The sequence below is a fragment of the Streptomyces sp. NPDC002958 genome (assembly GCF_055563255.1).
The window spans coordinates 44,314-59,585 of the sequence record NZ_JBVHDS010000002.1; the positions used below are offsets into that span (position 1 = coordinate 44,314).

The 15,272-nt window shown below is 70.1% G+C and carries 13 protein-coding genes; 3 read left to right on the forward strand and 10 right to left on the reverse strand.

What is annotated here, in order from left to right:
- Positions 1-91 precede the first annotated feature (91 nt).
- The 4 genes from infB to rimP all read right to left on the reverse strand — a co-directional run bounded on the left by infB (position 92) and on the right by rimP (position 5,361).
- A complete protein-coding gene (infB, locus tag ACZ3IC_RS03680; RefSeq protein WP_467412219.1) occupies positions 92-3,202 on the reverse strand; it encodes a translation initiation factor IF-2 in 3,111 nt (1,036 codons plus the stop codon).
- A gap of 148 nt (positions 3,203-3,350) precedes the next feature.
- On the reverse strand, positions 3,351-3,629 hold the full coding sequence (locus ACZ3IC_RS03685; protein WP_467412221.1) for a YlxR family protein: 279 nt from the start codon (positions 3,627-3,629) through the stop codon (positions 3,351-3,353).
- Between the two features lie 191 nt (positions 3,630-3,820).
- Complete coding sequence (gene nusA, locus ACZ3IC_RS03690; protein ID WP_351086206.1) at positions 3,821-4,861, reverse strand: transcription termination factor NusA; 1,041 nt, start codon at positions 4,859-4,861, stop codon at positions 3,821-3,823.
- 2 nt (positions 4,862-4,863) lie between these two features.
- On the reverse strand, positions 4,864-5,361 hold the full coding sequence (gene rimP, locus ACZ3IC_RS03695) for a ribosome maturation factor RimP (protein WP_467412224.1): 498 nt from the start codon (positions 5,359-5,361) through the stop codon (positions 4,864-4,866).
- Between the two features lie 176 nt (positions 5,362-5,537).
- On the opposite strand from rimP, the gene ACZ3IC_RS03700 reads away from it, so the two are divergent.
- The 3 genes from ACZ3IC_RS03700 to ACZ3IC_RS03710 are packed head-to-tail and all read left to right on the forward strand — an operon-like array spanning position 5,538 to position 7,530.
- The gene (locus tag ACZ3IC_RS03700) at positions 5,538-6,065 is read left to right on the forward strand and encodes a hypothetical protein (RefSeq protein ID WP_467412226.1); all 528 of its coding nucleotides are present in this window, start codon (positions 5,538-5,540) and stop codon (positions 6,063-6,065) included.
- A complete protein-coding gene (locus ACZ3IC_RS03705) occupies positions 6,062-6,580 on the forward strand; it encodes a ferritin-like domain-containing protein (RefSeq protein ID WP_467412227.1) in 519 nt (172 codons plus the stop codon). Before ACZ3IC_RS03700 ends, ACZ3IC_RS03705 begins: the two co-directional genes overlap by 4 nt.
- A gap of 50 nt (positions 6,581-6,630) precedes the next feature.
- Complete coding sequence (locus tag ACZ3IC_RS03710; protein ID WP_467412229.1) at positions 6,631-7,530, forward strand: aminoglycoside phosphotransferase family protein; 900 nt, start codon at positions 6,631-6,633, stop codon at positions 7,528-7,530.
- A 276-nt stretch (positions 7,531-7,806) separates the two neighbouring features.
- On the opposite strand, the gene ACZ3IC_RS03715 is transcribed toward ACZ3IC_RS03710, so the two are convergent.
- The 6 genes from ACZ3IC_RS03715 to dxr all read right to left on the reverse strand — a co-directional run bounded on the left by ACZ3IC_RS03715 (position 7,807) and on the right by dxr (position 15,146).
- Complete coding sequence (locus ACZ3IC_RS03715) at positions 7,807-9,507, reverse strand: proline--tRNA ligase (RefSeq protein WP_467412231.1); 1,701 nt, start codon at positions 9,505-9,507, stop codon at positions 7,807-7,809.
- Between the two features lie 80 nt (positions 9,508-9,587).
- The gene (locus ACZ3IC_RS03720) at positions 9,588-10,157 is read right to left on the reverse strand and encodes a GNAT family N-acetyltransferase (RefSeq protein WP_467412233.1); all 570 of its coding nucleotides are present in this window, start codon (positions 10,155-10,157) and stop codon (positions 9,588-9,590) included.
- A 64-nt stretch (positions 10,158-10,221) separates the two neighbouring features.
- A complete protein-coding gene (locus tag ACZ3IC_RS03725; protein WP_467412235.1) occupies positions 10,222-11,067 on the reverse strand; it encodes a GNAT family N-acetyltransferase in 846 nt (281 codons plus the stop codon).
- Between the two features lie 183 nt (positions 11,068-11,250).
- Complete coding sequence (ispG, locus tag ACZ3IC_RS03730) at positions 11,251-12,405, reverse strand: flavodoxin-dependent (E)-4-hydroxy-3-methylbut-2-enyl-diphosphate synthase (protein WP_467412237.1); 1,155 nt, start codon at positions 12,403-12,405, stop codon at positions 11,251-11,253.
- Positions 12,406-12,585: 180 nt separating this feature from the next.
- Complete coding sequence (locus tag ACZ3IC_RS03735; RefSeq protein WP_467412238.1) at positions 12,586-13,896, reverse strand: M50 family metallopeptidase; 1,311 nt, start codon at positions 13,894-13,896, stop codon at positions 12,586-12,588.
- Positions 13,893-15,146, reverse strand: coding sequence for a 1-deoxy-D-xylulose-5-phosphate reductoisomerase (gene dxr / locus ACZ3IC_RS03740; protein ID WP_467412241.1), 1,254 nt, complete (start codon positions 15,144-15,146; stop codon positions 13,893-13,895). The genes ACZ3IC_RS03735 and dxr overlap by 4 nt, the downstream gene beginning before the upstream one ends.
- Positions 15,147-15,272 lie beyond the last annotated feature (126 nt).

Below are 15,272 nucleotides of genomic sequence, written 5' to 3' on the forward strand. Positions count from 1 at the left end.
TTGGCAGGGACACAAGAACCGTACACGGAACGGCCGGGGCCGATCGACGGAAATATGACCCGTCGACCGGCCCCGACTGTTGAGGTACGGGTCAGCCTCGCGGCTTTTCGCGCATCTCGTACGTCGCGATGACGTCGTCGATCTTGATGTCGTTGAAGTTTCCGAGGTTGATACCGCCCTCGAAGCCTTCGCGGATCTCGGTGACGTCGTCCTTGAAGCGGCGCAGACCGGAGATGTTGAGGTTCTCCGCGATGACCTTGCCATCGCGCAGCAGGCGCGCCTTGGTGTTGCGCTTGACCTCGCCGGACCGGACCAGCACACCGGCGATGTTGCCCAGCTTGGACGAGCGGAAGATCTCGCGGATCTCCGCCGTACCGAGCTCGACCTCTTCGTACTCCGGCTTGAGCATGCCCTTGAGGGCCGCTTCGATCTCTTCGATCGCCTGGTAGATGACCGAGTAGTACCGGACGTCCACACCTTCGCGCTCGGCCATCTGCTGCGCACGCCCTGCGGCGCGCACATTGAAGCCGATCACGATGGCGTCGGAGCCGGTCGCCAGGTCGATGTCCGACTCGGTGACCGCACCCACACCGCGGTGCAGGACCCGGATGTCGACCTCGTCACCGACGTCGAGCTGGAGCAGCGAGGACTCGAGAGCCTCCACCGAACCGGACGCGTCGCCCTTGATGATGAGGTTGAGCTCCTGGACCAGACCGGCCTTGAGCGCCTCGTCCAGGTTCTCCAGGGAGAACCGGACACCCTTGCGGGCGAAGTTGGCGTTGCGCTCACGGGCGGCACGCTTCTCGGCGATCTGACGGGCCGTACGGTCCTCGTCGACCACCAGGAAGTTGTCGCCGGCACCCGGGACGTTGGTGAGACCCAGCACGAGGACGGGGGTCGACGGACCCGCTTCCTCGACGTTCTCGCCCTTGTCGTCGAGCATGGCGCGGACACGTCCGTACGCGTCGCCGACCACCATCGTGTCGCCGACCCGCAGGGTGCCTCGCTGGACCAGGACGGTCGCGACGGCACCGCGGCCGCGGTCGAGGTGGGACTCGATCGCAATACCCTGCGCGTCCTGCTCCGGGTTGGCCCGCAGGTCGAGCGAGGCGTCGGCGGTGAGGACGACGGCCTCCAGAAGAGCCTCGATGTTGAGGCCCTGCCTGGCGGAGATGTCGACGAACATCGTGTCGCCGCCGTACTCCTCGGCCACCAGACCGAACTCGGTGAGCTGACCGCGCACCTTAGTCGGGTCCGCACCCTCGACGTCGATCTTGTTGACCGCGACCACGATCGGCACGTCGGCCGCCTTGGCGTGGTTCAGCGCCTCGATCGTCTGGGGCATCACACCGTCGTTCGCCGCCACCACGAGGATCGCGATGTCGGTGGACTTCGCACCACGGGCACGCATGGCGGTGAACGCCTCGTGACCCGGGGTGTCGATGAAGGTGATCCTGCGGTCCTCGCCGTTGACCTCGGAGGAGACCTGGTATGCACCGATGTGCTGCGTGATACCGCCGGCCTCGCCCGCAACGACGTTCGTCTTGCGGATCGCGTCCAGAAGTCGGGTCTTACCGTGGTCGACGTGACCCATGACGGTCACGACCGGCGGACGGGAGACCAGAGCCTCTTCGCCGCCCTCGTCCTCGCCGAACTCGATGTCGAAGGACTCGAGCAGCTCGCGGTCCTCCTCCTCCGGGCTGACGATCTCCAGGACGTAGTTCATCTCTTCGGCGAGCAGCTTCAGCGTCTCGTCGGAGACCGACTGCGTCGCCGTGACCATCTCGCCGAGGTTCATCATCACGGCGACGAGCGACGCCGGGTTGGCGTTGATCTTCTCCGCGAAGTCGGTGAGGGAGGCACCGCGCGACAGACGGACGGACTGCCCGTTGCCGCGAGGCAGCATGACGCCGCCCACCGACGGGGCCTGCATGGCCTCGTACTCCTGGCGCCTCTGCCGCTTCGACTTGCGACCACGACGCGCGGGACCGCCGGGACGGCCGAACGCACCCTGTGTGCCACCACGGCCACCGGGACCGCCGGGACGACCGCCGAAGCCGGGACGACCGCCGAAGCCGCCGCCACCGCCACCGGGACGACCCGCACCGCCACCGCCGCCACCGGGACGACCGGCGAAACCGCCGCCACCGCCACCGGGACCGGCCGGACGGCCTGCGAAGCCGCCGCCACCGGGACGGCCTGCGCCGCCACCGCCGGGACGACCGCCACCGCCGGGACCACGGCCACCGCCGGGGCCACCACCGGGACGCGGGCCCGCAGCGGGACGCTGCGGCATCATGCCCGGGTTCGGTCGGTTACCACCGGGGGCACCGCCAGGCCGGGGAGCCTGCGGACGGGGCATGCCGCCCGGAGTGGGACGGGCACCGCCCTGGCCCTGGGGACGCGGGGCGCCACCGGGGCCACCCTGCGGACGCGGGGCGCCGGGGCGCTCCTGGCCGCCACCGGGACGCGGGGCGCCGCCGGGACGGGGCGCCTGCGGACGGGCCATGCCCGTCGAGCCGCCGGAGGTGAAGGGGTTGTTGCCCGGACGGGGACCGGACGGACGGGCGCCGCCGGGGCGCGGGGCGCCCTGGCCTGCGGGACGTGCGGGGCGGTCGCCGCCGCGCTCGCCACCACGACCGCCATCGCGCTCGCCACCACGGCCGCCGTCACGCTGACCGCCGGCCGGGGCCGGACGGGCGGGGCGCGGGCCGGGGGTGGCACCCGCGGGACGCGGGGCCTGCTGCTGCGGGGCAGCCGACTGGGCCGGAGCCGGAGCCGAGAACTCGGCAGCGGGGACCGGAGTCACCGGAGCGGGCTTGGGCGCGGGCTTCGGACCCGGACGCGGGCCGACAGACGGCGCGGAAGGCGCTGCGGGGGTGCTGCTCGCCGGGGCGGCGGCTGCTGCCGGCCTGGGGGCCGGGGCGCCGGGCTTCGGGGCAGCGGGACGTGCCGCAGCGGCCGGGGAGGGCGCTGCGGGCTTTGCGGGCGTCGCCTTGCGGGGCGCGCCAGGCTTTGCAGCGGACTTGCCGGCGTTGCCGCCGGGCCCCTGCAGTGCGTCAGTCAACTTGCGTACAACCGGCGCCTCGATCGTCGAGGACGCCGAACGGACGAATTCACCGAGCTCTTGGAGCTTGGCCATGACGACCTTGCTCTCGACGCCGAACTCCTTGGCGAGTTCGTATACCCGGACCTTAGCCACTTCGCTCCTTTTAGGTCCGGGTTACCGCCGGACCGTCGCTACTTCATGGGCGTACTCATCGCGTACTCATCGAGTGCTCATCGCAATCTCGACCTACTTCCAACTCGCGAGGTACCTGACCGCACGGGGTCCCGTGCCGTTCGCTTTCTTACGGTGTCACCCGCTCGACGAACCGCTGCACTGCTGCGGGGTCGAACGGCCCCTTGGCCTTGAAGGCCCGGGGGAATGCCCGGCGGCGAACCGCCAGGTCCAGACAGACAGAGACGGGGTGCACATAGACACCCCGGCCGGGCAGCGTACCGCGAGGATCGGGTACGCACGCGTCCCCGTCCGCGACGATGCGCAGCAGCTCGCTCTTTGCCGCTCGCTCCCGGCATCCCACACAGGTTCGCTCAGGGCAAGCGCGAGCGTGCGTCCGGCCAGACACGTCTAAGTCTACCTCCCCGCACCGGCCTCACCCCTTTGGGGCAAAAATCGAACGGATGTTGTCGTGTTCTCAGCGGCGTGCCGCCCAGATGTATTCCCTGCGGCCCGCGGGACCGCCCCCGGCCGCCCCTTTCCGGGGGCGGCGCCGGGCGGTCCCGCGCGGGCCGGTTGCCCGGCATCCGCCGGGTCGGGTCAGCCGCGCTCCGAACGCTCGCGGGCCCGCTCGGCCCGCTCCCGGTCCGCGACGTCACGCTCGGCATCGGTCTCGGTGTCCGGACGGATGTCGATGCGCCAGCCGGTGAGGCGTGCGGCGAGGCGGGCATTCTGCCCCTCCTTGCCGATCGCGAGCGACAGCTGGTAGTCGGGGACGGTGACCCGGGCGGACCGTGCGCCGAGGTCCACGACCTCGACCTGGCTCACCCGTGCGGGCGACAGGGCGTTGGCGACCATCTCGGCCGGGTCGTCCGACCAGTCCACGATGTCGATCTTCTCGCCGTGCAGCTCGGCCATGACATTGCGCACCCGGCCGCCCATCGGGCCGATGCAGGCGCCCTTGGCGTTCAGCCCGGAGCGGGTCGAACGGACCGCGATCTTGGTGCGGTGACCCGCCTCGCGGGCGATCGCGCAGATCTCGACGGAACCGTCCGCGATCTCCGGGACCTCCAGCGCGAAGAGCTTCTTCACCAGGTTGGGGTGGGTCCGCGAGAGCGTCACGGACGGACCGCGCACGCCCTTGGCGACCCGTACGACATACGTACGCAGGCGCAGGCCGTGGGTGTACTCCTCGCCCGGCACCTGCTCCTGCACCGGCAGGATCGCTTCCAGCTTGCCGATGTCGACCAGGACGTTCTTCGGGTCCTTGCCCTGCTGGACGACGCCGGTGACGACATCGCCCTCGTGGCCCGCGTACTCGCCGAACGTCCTGTCGTCCTCGGCGTCGCGCAGCCGCTGCAGGATGACCTGCTTGGCGGTGGTCGCGGCGATCCGGCCGAAGCCGGACGGGGTGTCGTCGAACTCCTTGGGCTCCTGGCCCGGTTCGAGGTCGGCCGGGTCCTCCTTCGCCCACACCGTCACATGGCCGCGCTCGTCGAGCTTCACTCGCGCGCGGCGGTGGCTGCCGTCCGTACGGTGGTAGGCGATGAGGAGGGCCGACTCGATCGCCTCGACGAGCACGTCGAAGGGGATCTCCTTGTCCTGTGCCAAGCCCTTCAAGAGCTTCACATCGATGTCCACGGCTACGCCTCCTCTTCCTTCTTGTCCTTGCGGCTGAATTCGATCTCCACGCGCGCCTTGGCGATCTCGTCGAAGGCGACCCGGCGGGACGTGGGCCTGCGGCCCTTGACGCCCGGCACTTCGAGGTCGAGTCCTTCTTCGTCCACGGCGAGGATGCGAGCCACCAGCTCACCGCCCTCGCGCAGATGGAGTTTGGCCAGGCGGCCCGTGGCACGTACGTAGTGGCGGTGCTCCGTCAGCGGACGGTCGGCACCGGGGGAACTGACTTCGAGGACGTACTCGTCCTCGCCCATCGCGTCGGTCTCGTCGAGCTTCTCGGAGATCGCGCGGCTCAGTTCGGCGCAGGTGTCCAGCTCCACGCCCTCTTCGGAGTCCACGATGATCCGCAGCACCCGGCGGCGGCCTGCCCGGGACACCTCGATCTCTTCGAGATCCAGCTGCTCGGCGCTGACGAGCGGTTCGAGCAGTCCGCGCAGCCTCTCGCTCTGGGTGGTGCTCATCCGGGTGACTCCTCGGCCGCGTGTGCTGTTGTGGGGATCTCGCGTGTCAGGTCAAAGGGTATCCGGTCCCGAGGGGTGTTGCCGCCCGCCTGCCCCTCGGCCGCGGGTACGCTCGCCTGCGTTGATCACTTCAGGACAGATCCAGTCAAGACAGGGCCAAGCCCGAAGGAGAACAAGTGCGGCGCACGGGGACGACGCGCAGAGGTGCGTTCACCGCGACGGGGGCGCTCGCCATGGGGGCGGCCTTGGCCGGCTGCGGTGACGGCCCGGGAAGCGGGGAGGACTCCGGCCGGGCCGGAGCAGGGACCGCGGCCGAGCAGGCCTCCGCGGCGCAGGCGGAGAAGAAGCTCCGAGCGGGTGCCGCGCGTACCAGCATGGAGCTGCTCGGCCAGTACGAACACGTGGTCAAGGCCCATCCGGCCACCGCCGCCGGGCTCTCGCCGCTGCGGGACGCCGTACGGGCCCATGCCAAGGCGCTGGCGCCCGATGGCGGGCAGACGCTCGCGGTCGCGCAGTCGCGCGCGACCGATGCCAAGGCCGCCGTCAAGGAGTTGGCCGCGGCGGAACGCCGCGCCGCGGACGCGCACCTGGTGACGCTGATGAAGGCCCCGCCGGACCTGGCCCGGCTGTTGGCGTCGATCGCGGCGGCGGGCGCGGCCCACGCCTATCTGCTGACCGAACTGGCAAAGGAGACCTCGCCATGAGCGCCCGGACACAGAAGGCGGCGCAGGCGGCCCTGGCCGCCGAACACGCGGCGGTGTACGGGTACGGGGTGGTCGGCGGCCGGGTCGCCGACCACCACCGGGCCGAGGCCACGGCCGCGTACCACGCGCACCGGGCCCGGCGCGACGCGCTGGTGCGCACCGTGCGTGACCTGGGTGGTGAGCCGGTGGCGGCCCAAGCGGCATACGCTCTGCCGTTCGCGGTGCCGGACCCGGCCGCGGCGGTGCGGCTGGCCGCCCTGCTGGAGGACCGGGTCGCGTACGTGTACTCGGATCTCGTACGGGCCGCCGGGGGGACGCGCAGGCGGGAGGCCGCGGATGCGTTGCGGGAGGCCGCGGTGCGCGCGGTCCGCTGGCGGGGCAGCGGCGTACCCTTTCCCGGGCTCGCCGAGCGGACCGCCGAGGGGACCGGCGCGACAGCAGGGACTGACGCGAAGGCCGAGTCCGATGCGAGAGACGGGACCGATGTGAAGAACGGGGCCGTCGCCACGCACTGAAGAAGCTCCGGCAACGCACTGAAGAAGCTCTGAAAGGGAACAAAGCACGTATGGGTTTCGAACCGCCGCAGCGTCTGGTGCGAGCGCTCGGCGAGTCGTACGGGGATACCGCCGACTGGCTCGCGCGGCTTCCCGCACTGGCCGAGGAAGCGCTGTCCTCGACCGGGCAGAAGCTGACCGTGGACCGGGTCGCCACCCCCGGGGGCCGCAGCAGCCTGGTCCTGCTGGTGACGTGCTCCGACGGCACCCCGGCCGCGCTGAAGATCGCTCCGTCCGGGGCCGCACTCGAGCTGGAGCAGGCGGCGCTGACTCACTGGAACGGCTGGGGCGCGGTGCGACTCGTCGCCACCGGCCCCGGCGCACTGCTGCTGGAACGGCTGCACCCCGAGGTGTCGCTGCGCTCGCTGCCGGAGGCGAAGGCACTGCTGGAGGCGGCAGGGACGGTGCGCAGGCTGTGGGTCGAGCCGGCGGCCGGCCATGGATTCGAGACGGTCGCCGAGCGGACCGGCCGCCGTACCGAGCCGATGCGCGCCTACGCCGCGGCCGACCCGAGCCTGGAGCCGCTGGTCTCCGCGGCGCTCGCGGCGCGTGAGGAACTGGTCGCCGACTCCCCCGAACTCCTGCTGCTGCACGGCAACTTCCGCCAGAGCAAGGTGCTCGCGGGCGAGCGGGCGCCCTGGCTGACCGTCGGCCCGGAGCCGCTGGTCGGCGAGCGGGCCTACGATCTGGCGCGCCTGGTGCGTGACCGCGTCGAGGACCTGATCGCTTCCCCCGGCGGCCCGGTGACGGCCCGACGCCGGATCAAGAAGCTCGCCGATTCGCTGGACGTGGACCGGGAACGGCTGCACGGCTGGACGCTGTTCCGCGCGGTGGAGTCGGGAACCCGGGCGCTGGCGGTCGGCCGTCGCCAGGAGGGCGAGCTGACGCTGGAGTTCGCGGGCTGGCTGTAGGGCGTGTTTCGAAAGTAGCGCCGTCCGTCCGGAGGGCGGGCCTCGCGGCGTCCGGCGCCTTGCGGTCGCAAGGCGCCCACATGGTCTCGGATGGGGTCTGCCCTGCTCGAACGAAGCTGAGAGCTCGGGGAAGAAGCCACTGGGGCATCTCGGTAACGCCGCGAGCGTGCGTGCCGGACGCCGCGGGGCAGGCGGGACTTTCGAAACACGCCCCAGGCCCGTCCGGGAAAACCGCAGGCCCCCGCGCGGTGCGCGGGGGCCTGCGGTTCAGTGCCGTCAGCCCTGAACGGTCAGACGGGCGATCGCCTCGTCGACCGTGAGCTCCTCGCGCTCGCCCGTGCGGCGGTCCTTGAGCTCCAGGACGCCCTCGGCCGAGCGGCGGCCGGCGACCAGGATCTTCGGAATGCCGATCAGCTCGGCGTCGGTGAACTTCACACCGGGCGAGACGCCCGCGCGGTCGTCGACCATGACCCGCACACCGGCAGCGGCGAGCTTCTCGGCGACATCGAGTGCCAGCTCCGTCTGGAGCGCCTTGCCCGCCGCGACGACATGGACATCGGCCGGGGCGATCTCGCGGGGCCAGCACAGCCCCTGCTCGTCGGCGGTCTGTTCGGCGAGCGCGGCGACGGCGCGGGAGACGCCGATGCCGTAGGAGCCCATGGTGACCCGGACCGGCTTGCCGTTCTGGCCGAGCACATCGAGCTGGAAGGCGTCCGCGAACTTGCGGCCCAGCTGGAAGATGTGGCCGATCTCGATGGCGCGGTCCAGCTTGAGGCCGGTGCCGCACTTGGGGCACGGGTCGCCCGCCTCGACGACGACCACGTCGAGGTAGTCGTCGACCTCGAAGTCGCGGCCGACGACGACGTTCTTCGCGTGGGTGCCGGGCTTGTTCGCGCCGGTGATCCAGGAGGTGCCGGCGGCGATGCGCGGGTCGGCGATGTAGCGGACCTTCTCCAGACCCTGCGGGCCGACGTAGCCGCGTACCAGGTCGGGACGGCCCTCGAAGTCCTCCGCGGTGACCAGCTCGACGACGGCGGGCGCGAGGTGCTCGCCGAGCTTGCCGAGGTCGACCTCGCGGTCGCCGGGCACGCCCACGGCGACGATCTCGCCGTCGACCTTGACCAGGAGGTTCTTCAGGGTCGCGGAGGCCGGGACGCCCAGGTGCGCGGCGAGCGTCTCGATGGTCGGGGTGTCGGGGGTGTCCAGCTCCTCGACGGGGCCGTGCGCCGAGCCGTCCACGGGGGTGGCCCTGAAGGTCACGGCCTCGGTGTTGGCGGCGTAGTCGCAGGCGGGGCAGTCGACGAAGGTGTCCTCGCCGGCCGGGGCGGGAGCCAGGAACTCCTCGGAGGCCGAGCCACCCATCGCACCGGAGACGGCGGAGACGATGCGGTGGTCGAGGCCGAGCCGCTCGAAGATCCGGATGTAGGCGGCGCGGTGCAACTGGTACGCCTCGACGAGGCCTTCGTCCGTGGTGTCGAAGGAGTACGAGTCCTTCATCTGGAACTCGCGTCCGCGCAGCACACCGGCGCGGGGGCGGGCCTCGTCCCGGTACTTGGTCTGGATCTGGTAGAGGATCACGGGCAGGTCCTTGTAGGACGTGATCTGATCCTTGACGACCTGGGTGAAGATCTCTTCGTGGGTGGGGCCGAGGAGGTACTCGGCGCCCTTGCGGTCCTTGAGCTTGAAGAGCAGATCGCCGTACTCGTGGTAGCGGCCGCTGGCGTCGTACGACTCCTTGGGGAGCAGCGCGGGCAGCAGCACTTCCTGGCCGCCGATGGCGTCCATCTCCTCGCGCACGACGCGGGTGATGTTCTCCAGGACCTTCTTGCCGAGCGGCAGCCAGGTCCAGATTCCGGCCGCCGTGCGACGTACGTATCCGGCCCGGACGAGCAGCTTGTGGTTGAGCGTCTCGGCGTCCGCCGGGTCGTCGCGCAGTGTCTTGATCATCAATCGGGACATGCGCTGGACCTGGGCCATGATGAACTCCTGCTCGGAAGGGTGATGTGCAGGAGGTTAGCCGGGTGGTACGGGTGGGCGGAAATCCATTGGCTTCCGTCCTAGCCCTTGCGACGCAGCGGAAGCGGGGCTCCCATCACCGCGTACGGCTTGGGAGCACTGGGAAAGAGCACCTGCCGGGCCAGGTCCTGGTAGCCGAGACTGCGATACAGGCCACGTGCCGGGCTCTCCGTGTCGATCGCGGAGAGGATGGACCGGGTCTGGTCGACGGCGTCCGTGATGGTGGTGATCAGCGTGCGGCCGATGCCGCGGTTCTGGAACTTCGGCAGGACGTGCAGTTCGGTGATGACGAACGAGTCGTCGAGCCAGTGCGCACAGCCGGTGGCGCGGAGGTAGGGCTCGACGACGGTGGACCACCACTGGCCGCGTTCGTTCGGCATGCCGTAGACGAAGCCGACGAGCCGCCCGTCGGGGGTGGTGGCACCGAGGGCGCGGGCGCAGGGGTGGTCGAGGTGTCTGAGGACGATGTGGCGCCGTACCTCGATCTCTTCCGGACCCAGGCCGAAGGCGAGGGCCTGCACGGCAAGCGCCTCGTCCACGCGCGCGGCGAGATCGACCGGTCCGATCAGGACGCTGGGAGTGTGGGGGCCGCCCCCGGAAGCTGCTGCCATGGGCCGACCCTACTGGCCCGGGTGGGGTGGGGGGTACGGGTCGGTGGCGTCGGCCACCGGCCGGTCAGAACAGCACGCTCATGAACGCGCCGGCTTCGCGGAAGCCGACCCTCGTGTACGCCTTGCGCGCGGGGGTGTTGTAGTCGTTCACGTACAGGCTGACGACGGGTGCGACATCGGCCAGTGCATAGCGCAGGACCGCCGCCATGCCGGTTTCGGAGAGTCCTCGGCCGCGGTGTTCGGGAGCGACCCAGACGCCCTGGATCTGGCAGGCCTGCGGGGTGGCCGCGCCGATCTCCGCCTTGAAAACGACCCGGCCGTCCTCGATCCGGGCGAAGGAGCGGCCGGCTCCGATAAGTTCGGCTACGCGTGCCTGGTAGAGGAGCCCGCCGTCGCCCGCGAGCGGGGAGATGCCGACTTCCTCGGTGAACATCGCCACGCAGGCCGGCATCAGAACGTCCATCTCGTCCTTGCGGATCCGCCGGACCAGGGGGTCGGCAGTGACCTCGGCGGACGGGCTCTCGGTGACCATGAGCGGCTGATGGGCCCGGACCTCGCGGGCGGGTCCCCAGCCGGGTTCGAGCAGCCGCCACAGCTGGGCGGTGGGCTCTGCGGGGCCGACGATCGAGGAGCAGCGGCGGCCGGCCCGGCGGGCCCGGTCGGCGAAGGCCCGGACGGCCTCGGGGGTGGCGCAGATCGGTACGAGGTTGGCGCCCGAGTAGCACAGCGATCGCAGCCGTCCGTCGGCGTACCAGCCCCACATCTCGCCGCCGAGGCGCCAGGGATCGAGACCTGCGATCTGTACCCGGGACGTCACGAAGGCATTGGCGACGGGTTCGCTCTCCAGGATGGCGAGGGCGGCGCCGAGGTCGCTGGGTTCGAGGACCCGGGTGGTGGTCTGCGTCAACACGAGGGGGCCTCACCATGCGGTCTGCTGATTTCCGCACTGTACCCAAAGAGGCCAATCGGCGCCGCCCCGTGCCCGGGAACAGCGTCCGCGGGGCACTGTGAGGCCGTTCACGACCGCGCCCCGCCGGGCAGCGTTCGTCCGGCGGGGCGCGGTGGTGCGGGTCATGGTTCGGACCAACTGGTCTCAGCTGATGGAGACCTCGGGCTCGCCCGAGGCGATGCCGTCCTTCTCCATCTGTTCGGCGATCTTCATGGCTTCTTCGATCAGCGTCTCGACGATCTTCGACTCGGGCACGGTCTTGATGACCTCGCCCTTGACGAAGATCTGCCCCTTGCCGTTGCCGGACGCGACACCCAGATCCGCCTCACGGGCCTCACCCGGACCATTGACGACACAGCCCATCACGGCCACCCGCAACGGCACCTCCATGCCCTCGAGCCCCGCACTGACCTGGTCCGCCAGCTTGTACACATCCACCTGAGCCCGGCCGCACGACGGACACGACACGATCTCCAGCCGCCGCTGCCGCAGATTCAACGACTCCAGGATCTGGATACCGACCTTGACCTCCTCGGCCGGCGGCGCCGACAACGACACCCGGATCGTGTCCCCGATCCCCTCCGACAGCAACGCACCGAACGCCACCGCCGACTTGATCGTCCCCTGGAACGCCGGCCCCGCCTCCGTCACCCCCAGATGCAGCGGATAGTCGCACTGCGCCGCCAGCTGACGGTACGCATTGACCATCACCACCGGATCGTTGTGCTTCACCGAGATCTTGATGTCCCGGAAACCGTGCTCCTCGAAGAGCGACGCCTCCCACAACGCCGACTCCACCAACGCCTCGGGCGTCGCCTTCCCGTACTTCGCCAGCAACCGCGCATCCAGCGAACCCGCGTTCACACCGATCCGGATCGGCGTCCCCGCATCATTCGCCGCCCGCGCGATCTCCTTCACCTTGTCGTCGAACTGCTTGATGTTCCCCGGATTCACCCGCACCGCCGCACAGCCCGCGTCGATCGCCGCGAACACGTACTTCGGCTGGAAATGAATGTCCGCGATCACCGGAATCTGCGACTTCCTCGCGATCGTCGCCAGCGCGTCCGCGTCGTCCTGCGTCGGACACGCCACCCGCACGATCTGGCAGCCCGAAGCCGTCAGCTCCGCGATCTGCTGCAACGTCGCACCGATGTCCGACGTACGCGTCGTGGTCATCGACTGCACCGACACCGGCGCATCCCCGCCAACCGCAACCGACCCGACCTGGATCTGGCGGCTGACCCTCCGGTCGGCGAGCTTGGTCGGAACGGACGGCATTCCGAGAGAAATCGCAGTCATGCGCTGAGCATCCCCAAGGTGTGGATCAAGGTCCCGAGATCGGCGGGCTCCAGACTTCGAGGTTACGGCACCGGCGACGGCCCGGAGCACACCAACTCCGGGAGCGCCGCACAAAGGCAGGGCCCGGACACACACTGTGTGCCGGGCCGTCACCCATGGTGCACCGGGCCGGTCGCCAGATCAGGAGATCTTGACCGGATTGACGATGTCGGCCACCAGCACCAGCAGTGTGAAGCAGATGAAGACACCGGCGACGACATAAGCGACCGGCATCAGCTTGGCCACGTCGAAGGGGCCGGGGTCGGGGCGCTTGAAGACCCGGGCCACCTTGCGGCGCATGGACTCCCAGAGCGCTCCTGCGATATGCCCGCCGTCGAGCGGCAGCAGGGGCAGCATGTTGAAGAGGAACAGCGAGAGGTTGAAGCCGGCCAGCAGGAACAACATCATCGCGATCTGGTTCTGCGCCGGTACGTCGAGCGTCATCACCTCGCCGCCGATCCTGGCCGCACCGACCACGCCGACCGGGGAGTCCGCTGCTCGCTCACCGTCGCCGAAGGCGGCGTCCCACAGGTCCGGGATCTTGGACGGGAGGGCGATCATCGATTCGACGCCGCTCTCGATCATGTCTCCCATGCGGACGACCGACTCGCCGAAGGAGAGCGGAATGATCTCGGTCTGGGCGGCGAAGCCGAGGTAGCCGGCTGTCACGTACTCACCTTCGATCACCTCTCCCCTGGAGTCCTTCTTCGCAACGGCGTTCTCCTGCAGCACGGCGTGGAGGGTCAGCTCCTGGCCGTCGCGCTGGACCGTGATGGTTGCGGGGCCGATGGTGTCGCGGATCATTTCGGAGAGCGTGGCCCAGTCGTCGACCTTCTGGCCGTCGAAGGCGACGATCTTGTCGCCCTTCTTGAGTCCGGCGGCCTGCGCGGGCGAGACCGGGTCGGACTTCTTGCAGGTGTCGCGGTTCTCGCTCTGGGCGATCACGCACTTCTGGACACCCGCCACCTCGGTGGTCTGGGTCTGGAACCCGAAGGTCATCGCCACACCGAGGAAGATCGCGACGGCGAGGACCAGGTTCATGAACGGTCCTGCGAACATCACGATGACGCGCTGCCACGGCTTGCGCGTGTAGAAGAGGCGCGTCTCGTCACCCGGTTCGAGCTCTTCGAAGGCCGCGGACCTGGCGTCCTCGATCATGCCGCGCCACGGTGACGTGGACCGCGCCTCCAGGCGCCCGTCCGGCCCCGGCGGGAACATGCCGATCATGCGGATGTAGCCGCCGGCCGGGATGGCCTTGATTCCGTACTCGGTGTCGCCCTTCTTCCGCGACCAGATGGTCGGGCCGAATCCGACCATGTACTGGGGGACGCGGATGCCGAAGAGCTTCGCGGTCGACAGGTGCCCCAACTCGTGCCAGGCGATCGAGAACAGCAGCCCGATGGCGAAGACGACGATGCCCAGAATCGTCAACAGGACCGTCGTAATACTCATGCGCGCGCCTCCGCTGTCGCTTTCGCCGAGAGTTCACGGGCCCGGGCGCGTGCCCAGGTCTCCGCTTCGAGGACGTCTTCGACCGTGAGCGAAGTTCCCGTGGCGGCGGTGCCGTGTTCGGTCACCACCGCCGTGACCGTATCCATGATTCCGTTGAACGGCAGCCGTCCTGCCAGGAATGCGTCGACACATTCCTCGTTCGCGGCGTTGAAGACGGCCGGGGCGGTGGCGCCGAGCGCGCCCACGTGCCTGGCCAGTCCCACGGACGGGAAAGCCTCGTTGTCGAGGGGGAAGAACTCCCAGCTGGACGCCTTCGACCAGTCGAAGGCGGGTGCGGCGTCCGGGACGCGCCGCGGCCAGCCGATACCGATGGCGATCGGGCCCCTCATGTCCGGGGGCGTGGCCTGGGCGAGGGTGGAGCCGTCGGTGAACTCCACCATGGAGTGAACGTACGACTGGGGGTGGACCACGACCTCGATCCGGTCGAAAGGGATGTCGTAGAGGAGATGTGCCTCGATGACCTCCAGTCCCTTGTTGACGAGGGTGGCGGAGTTGACCGTGATGACCGGCCCCATGGCCCAGGTCGGGTGCGCAAGGGCCTCCTCGCGGGTGACACCCACGAGCTCGCTCCTGGTACGTCCGCGGAAGGGGCCGCCCGACGCGGTGACGACGAGCTTGCGTACATCGGCGCGGGTGCCCGCGCCGAGCGCCTGGAAGAGCGCGGCGTGCTCGGAGTCGACCGGGATGATCTGGCCGGGCTCGGCCAGCGCCTTGACCAGCGGGCCGCCGACGATCAGCGACTCCTTGTTGGCCAGGGCGAGCGTGCGGCCCGCTTCGAGCGCGGCGAGCGTGGGGGCGAGACCGATCGAGCCGGTGATCGCGTTGAGCACGGTGTGGCAGTCGCCGGCGGCGAGCTGGGTGGCGGCGTCGGGCCCTGCCAGGATCTCGGGAAGCGGCTCGCCCGTCCCGTACTGCTCGCGCAGCGCCTCACGGAGTTCCGGTACGGCGTCCGGTGCGGCGACGGCCACGGTGCGCACCCGCAGTCTCCGCGCCTGCTCGGCGAGGAGGGCGACCCGTCCGCCCGCGGCGGAGAGCCCGGTGACACGGAAGCGGTCGGGATTGCGCAGCACCAGATCGATGGCCTGGGTGCCGACGGAACCGGTGGAGCCGAGGATGACGAGATCCCGGCGGCCCTGCACGGTGTCGAAGACACGGTGCGGGTCAGCTAGGGAGGCGGGGCTGTCGCTCATGCCCTACATTGTTGCCGCATCGGCTGTGAGTGTGGACAGGGTGTCCCCCGCGCCGGGCCTGCGCGGTCATTTCGACATGGGGGTGCTGGTGCCGTTCGCGGCGGCGGCCAGGAACAGGGCACGCGC

Coding starts and splice junctions, on each gene's coding strand:
- ispG (WP_467412237.1), bottom strand. CDS start 12,405: ATGACTGCGATTTCTCTCGGAATGCCGTCCGTTCCGACCAAGCTCGCC.
- ACZ3IC_RS03715 (WP_467412231.1), bottom strand. CDS start 9,507: ATGGCCCAGGTCCAGCGCATGTCCCGATTGATGATCAAGACACTGCGC.
- ACZ3IC_RS03705 (WP_467412227.1), top strand. CDS start 6,062: ATGAGCGCCCGGACACAGAAGGCGGCGCAGGCGGCCCTGGCCGCCGAA.
- dxr (WP_467412241.1), bottom strand. CDS start 15,146: ATGAGCGACAGCCCCGCCTCCCTAGCTGACCCGCACCGTGTCTTCGAC.
- ACZ3IC_RS03710 (WP_467412229.1), top strand. CDS start 6,631: ATGGGTTTCGAACCGCCGCAGCGTCTGGTGCGAGCGCTCGGCGAGTCG.
- ACZ3IC_RS03735 (WP_467412238.1), bottom strand. CDS start 13,896: ATGAGTATTACGACGGTCCTGTTGACGATTCTGGGCATCGTCGTCTTC.
- rimP (WP_467412224.1), bottom strand. CDS start 5,361: ATGAGCACCACCCAGAGCGAGAGGCTGCGCGGACTGCTCGAACCGCTC.
- ACZ3IC_RS03720 (WP_467412233.1), bottom strand. CDS start 10,157: ATGGCAGCAGCTTCCGGGGGCGGCCCCCACACTCCCAGCGTCCTGATC.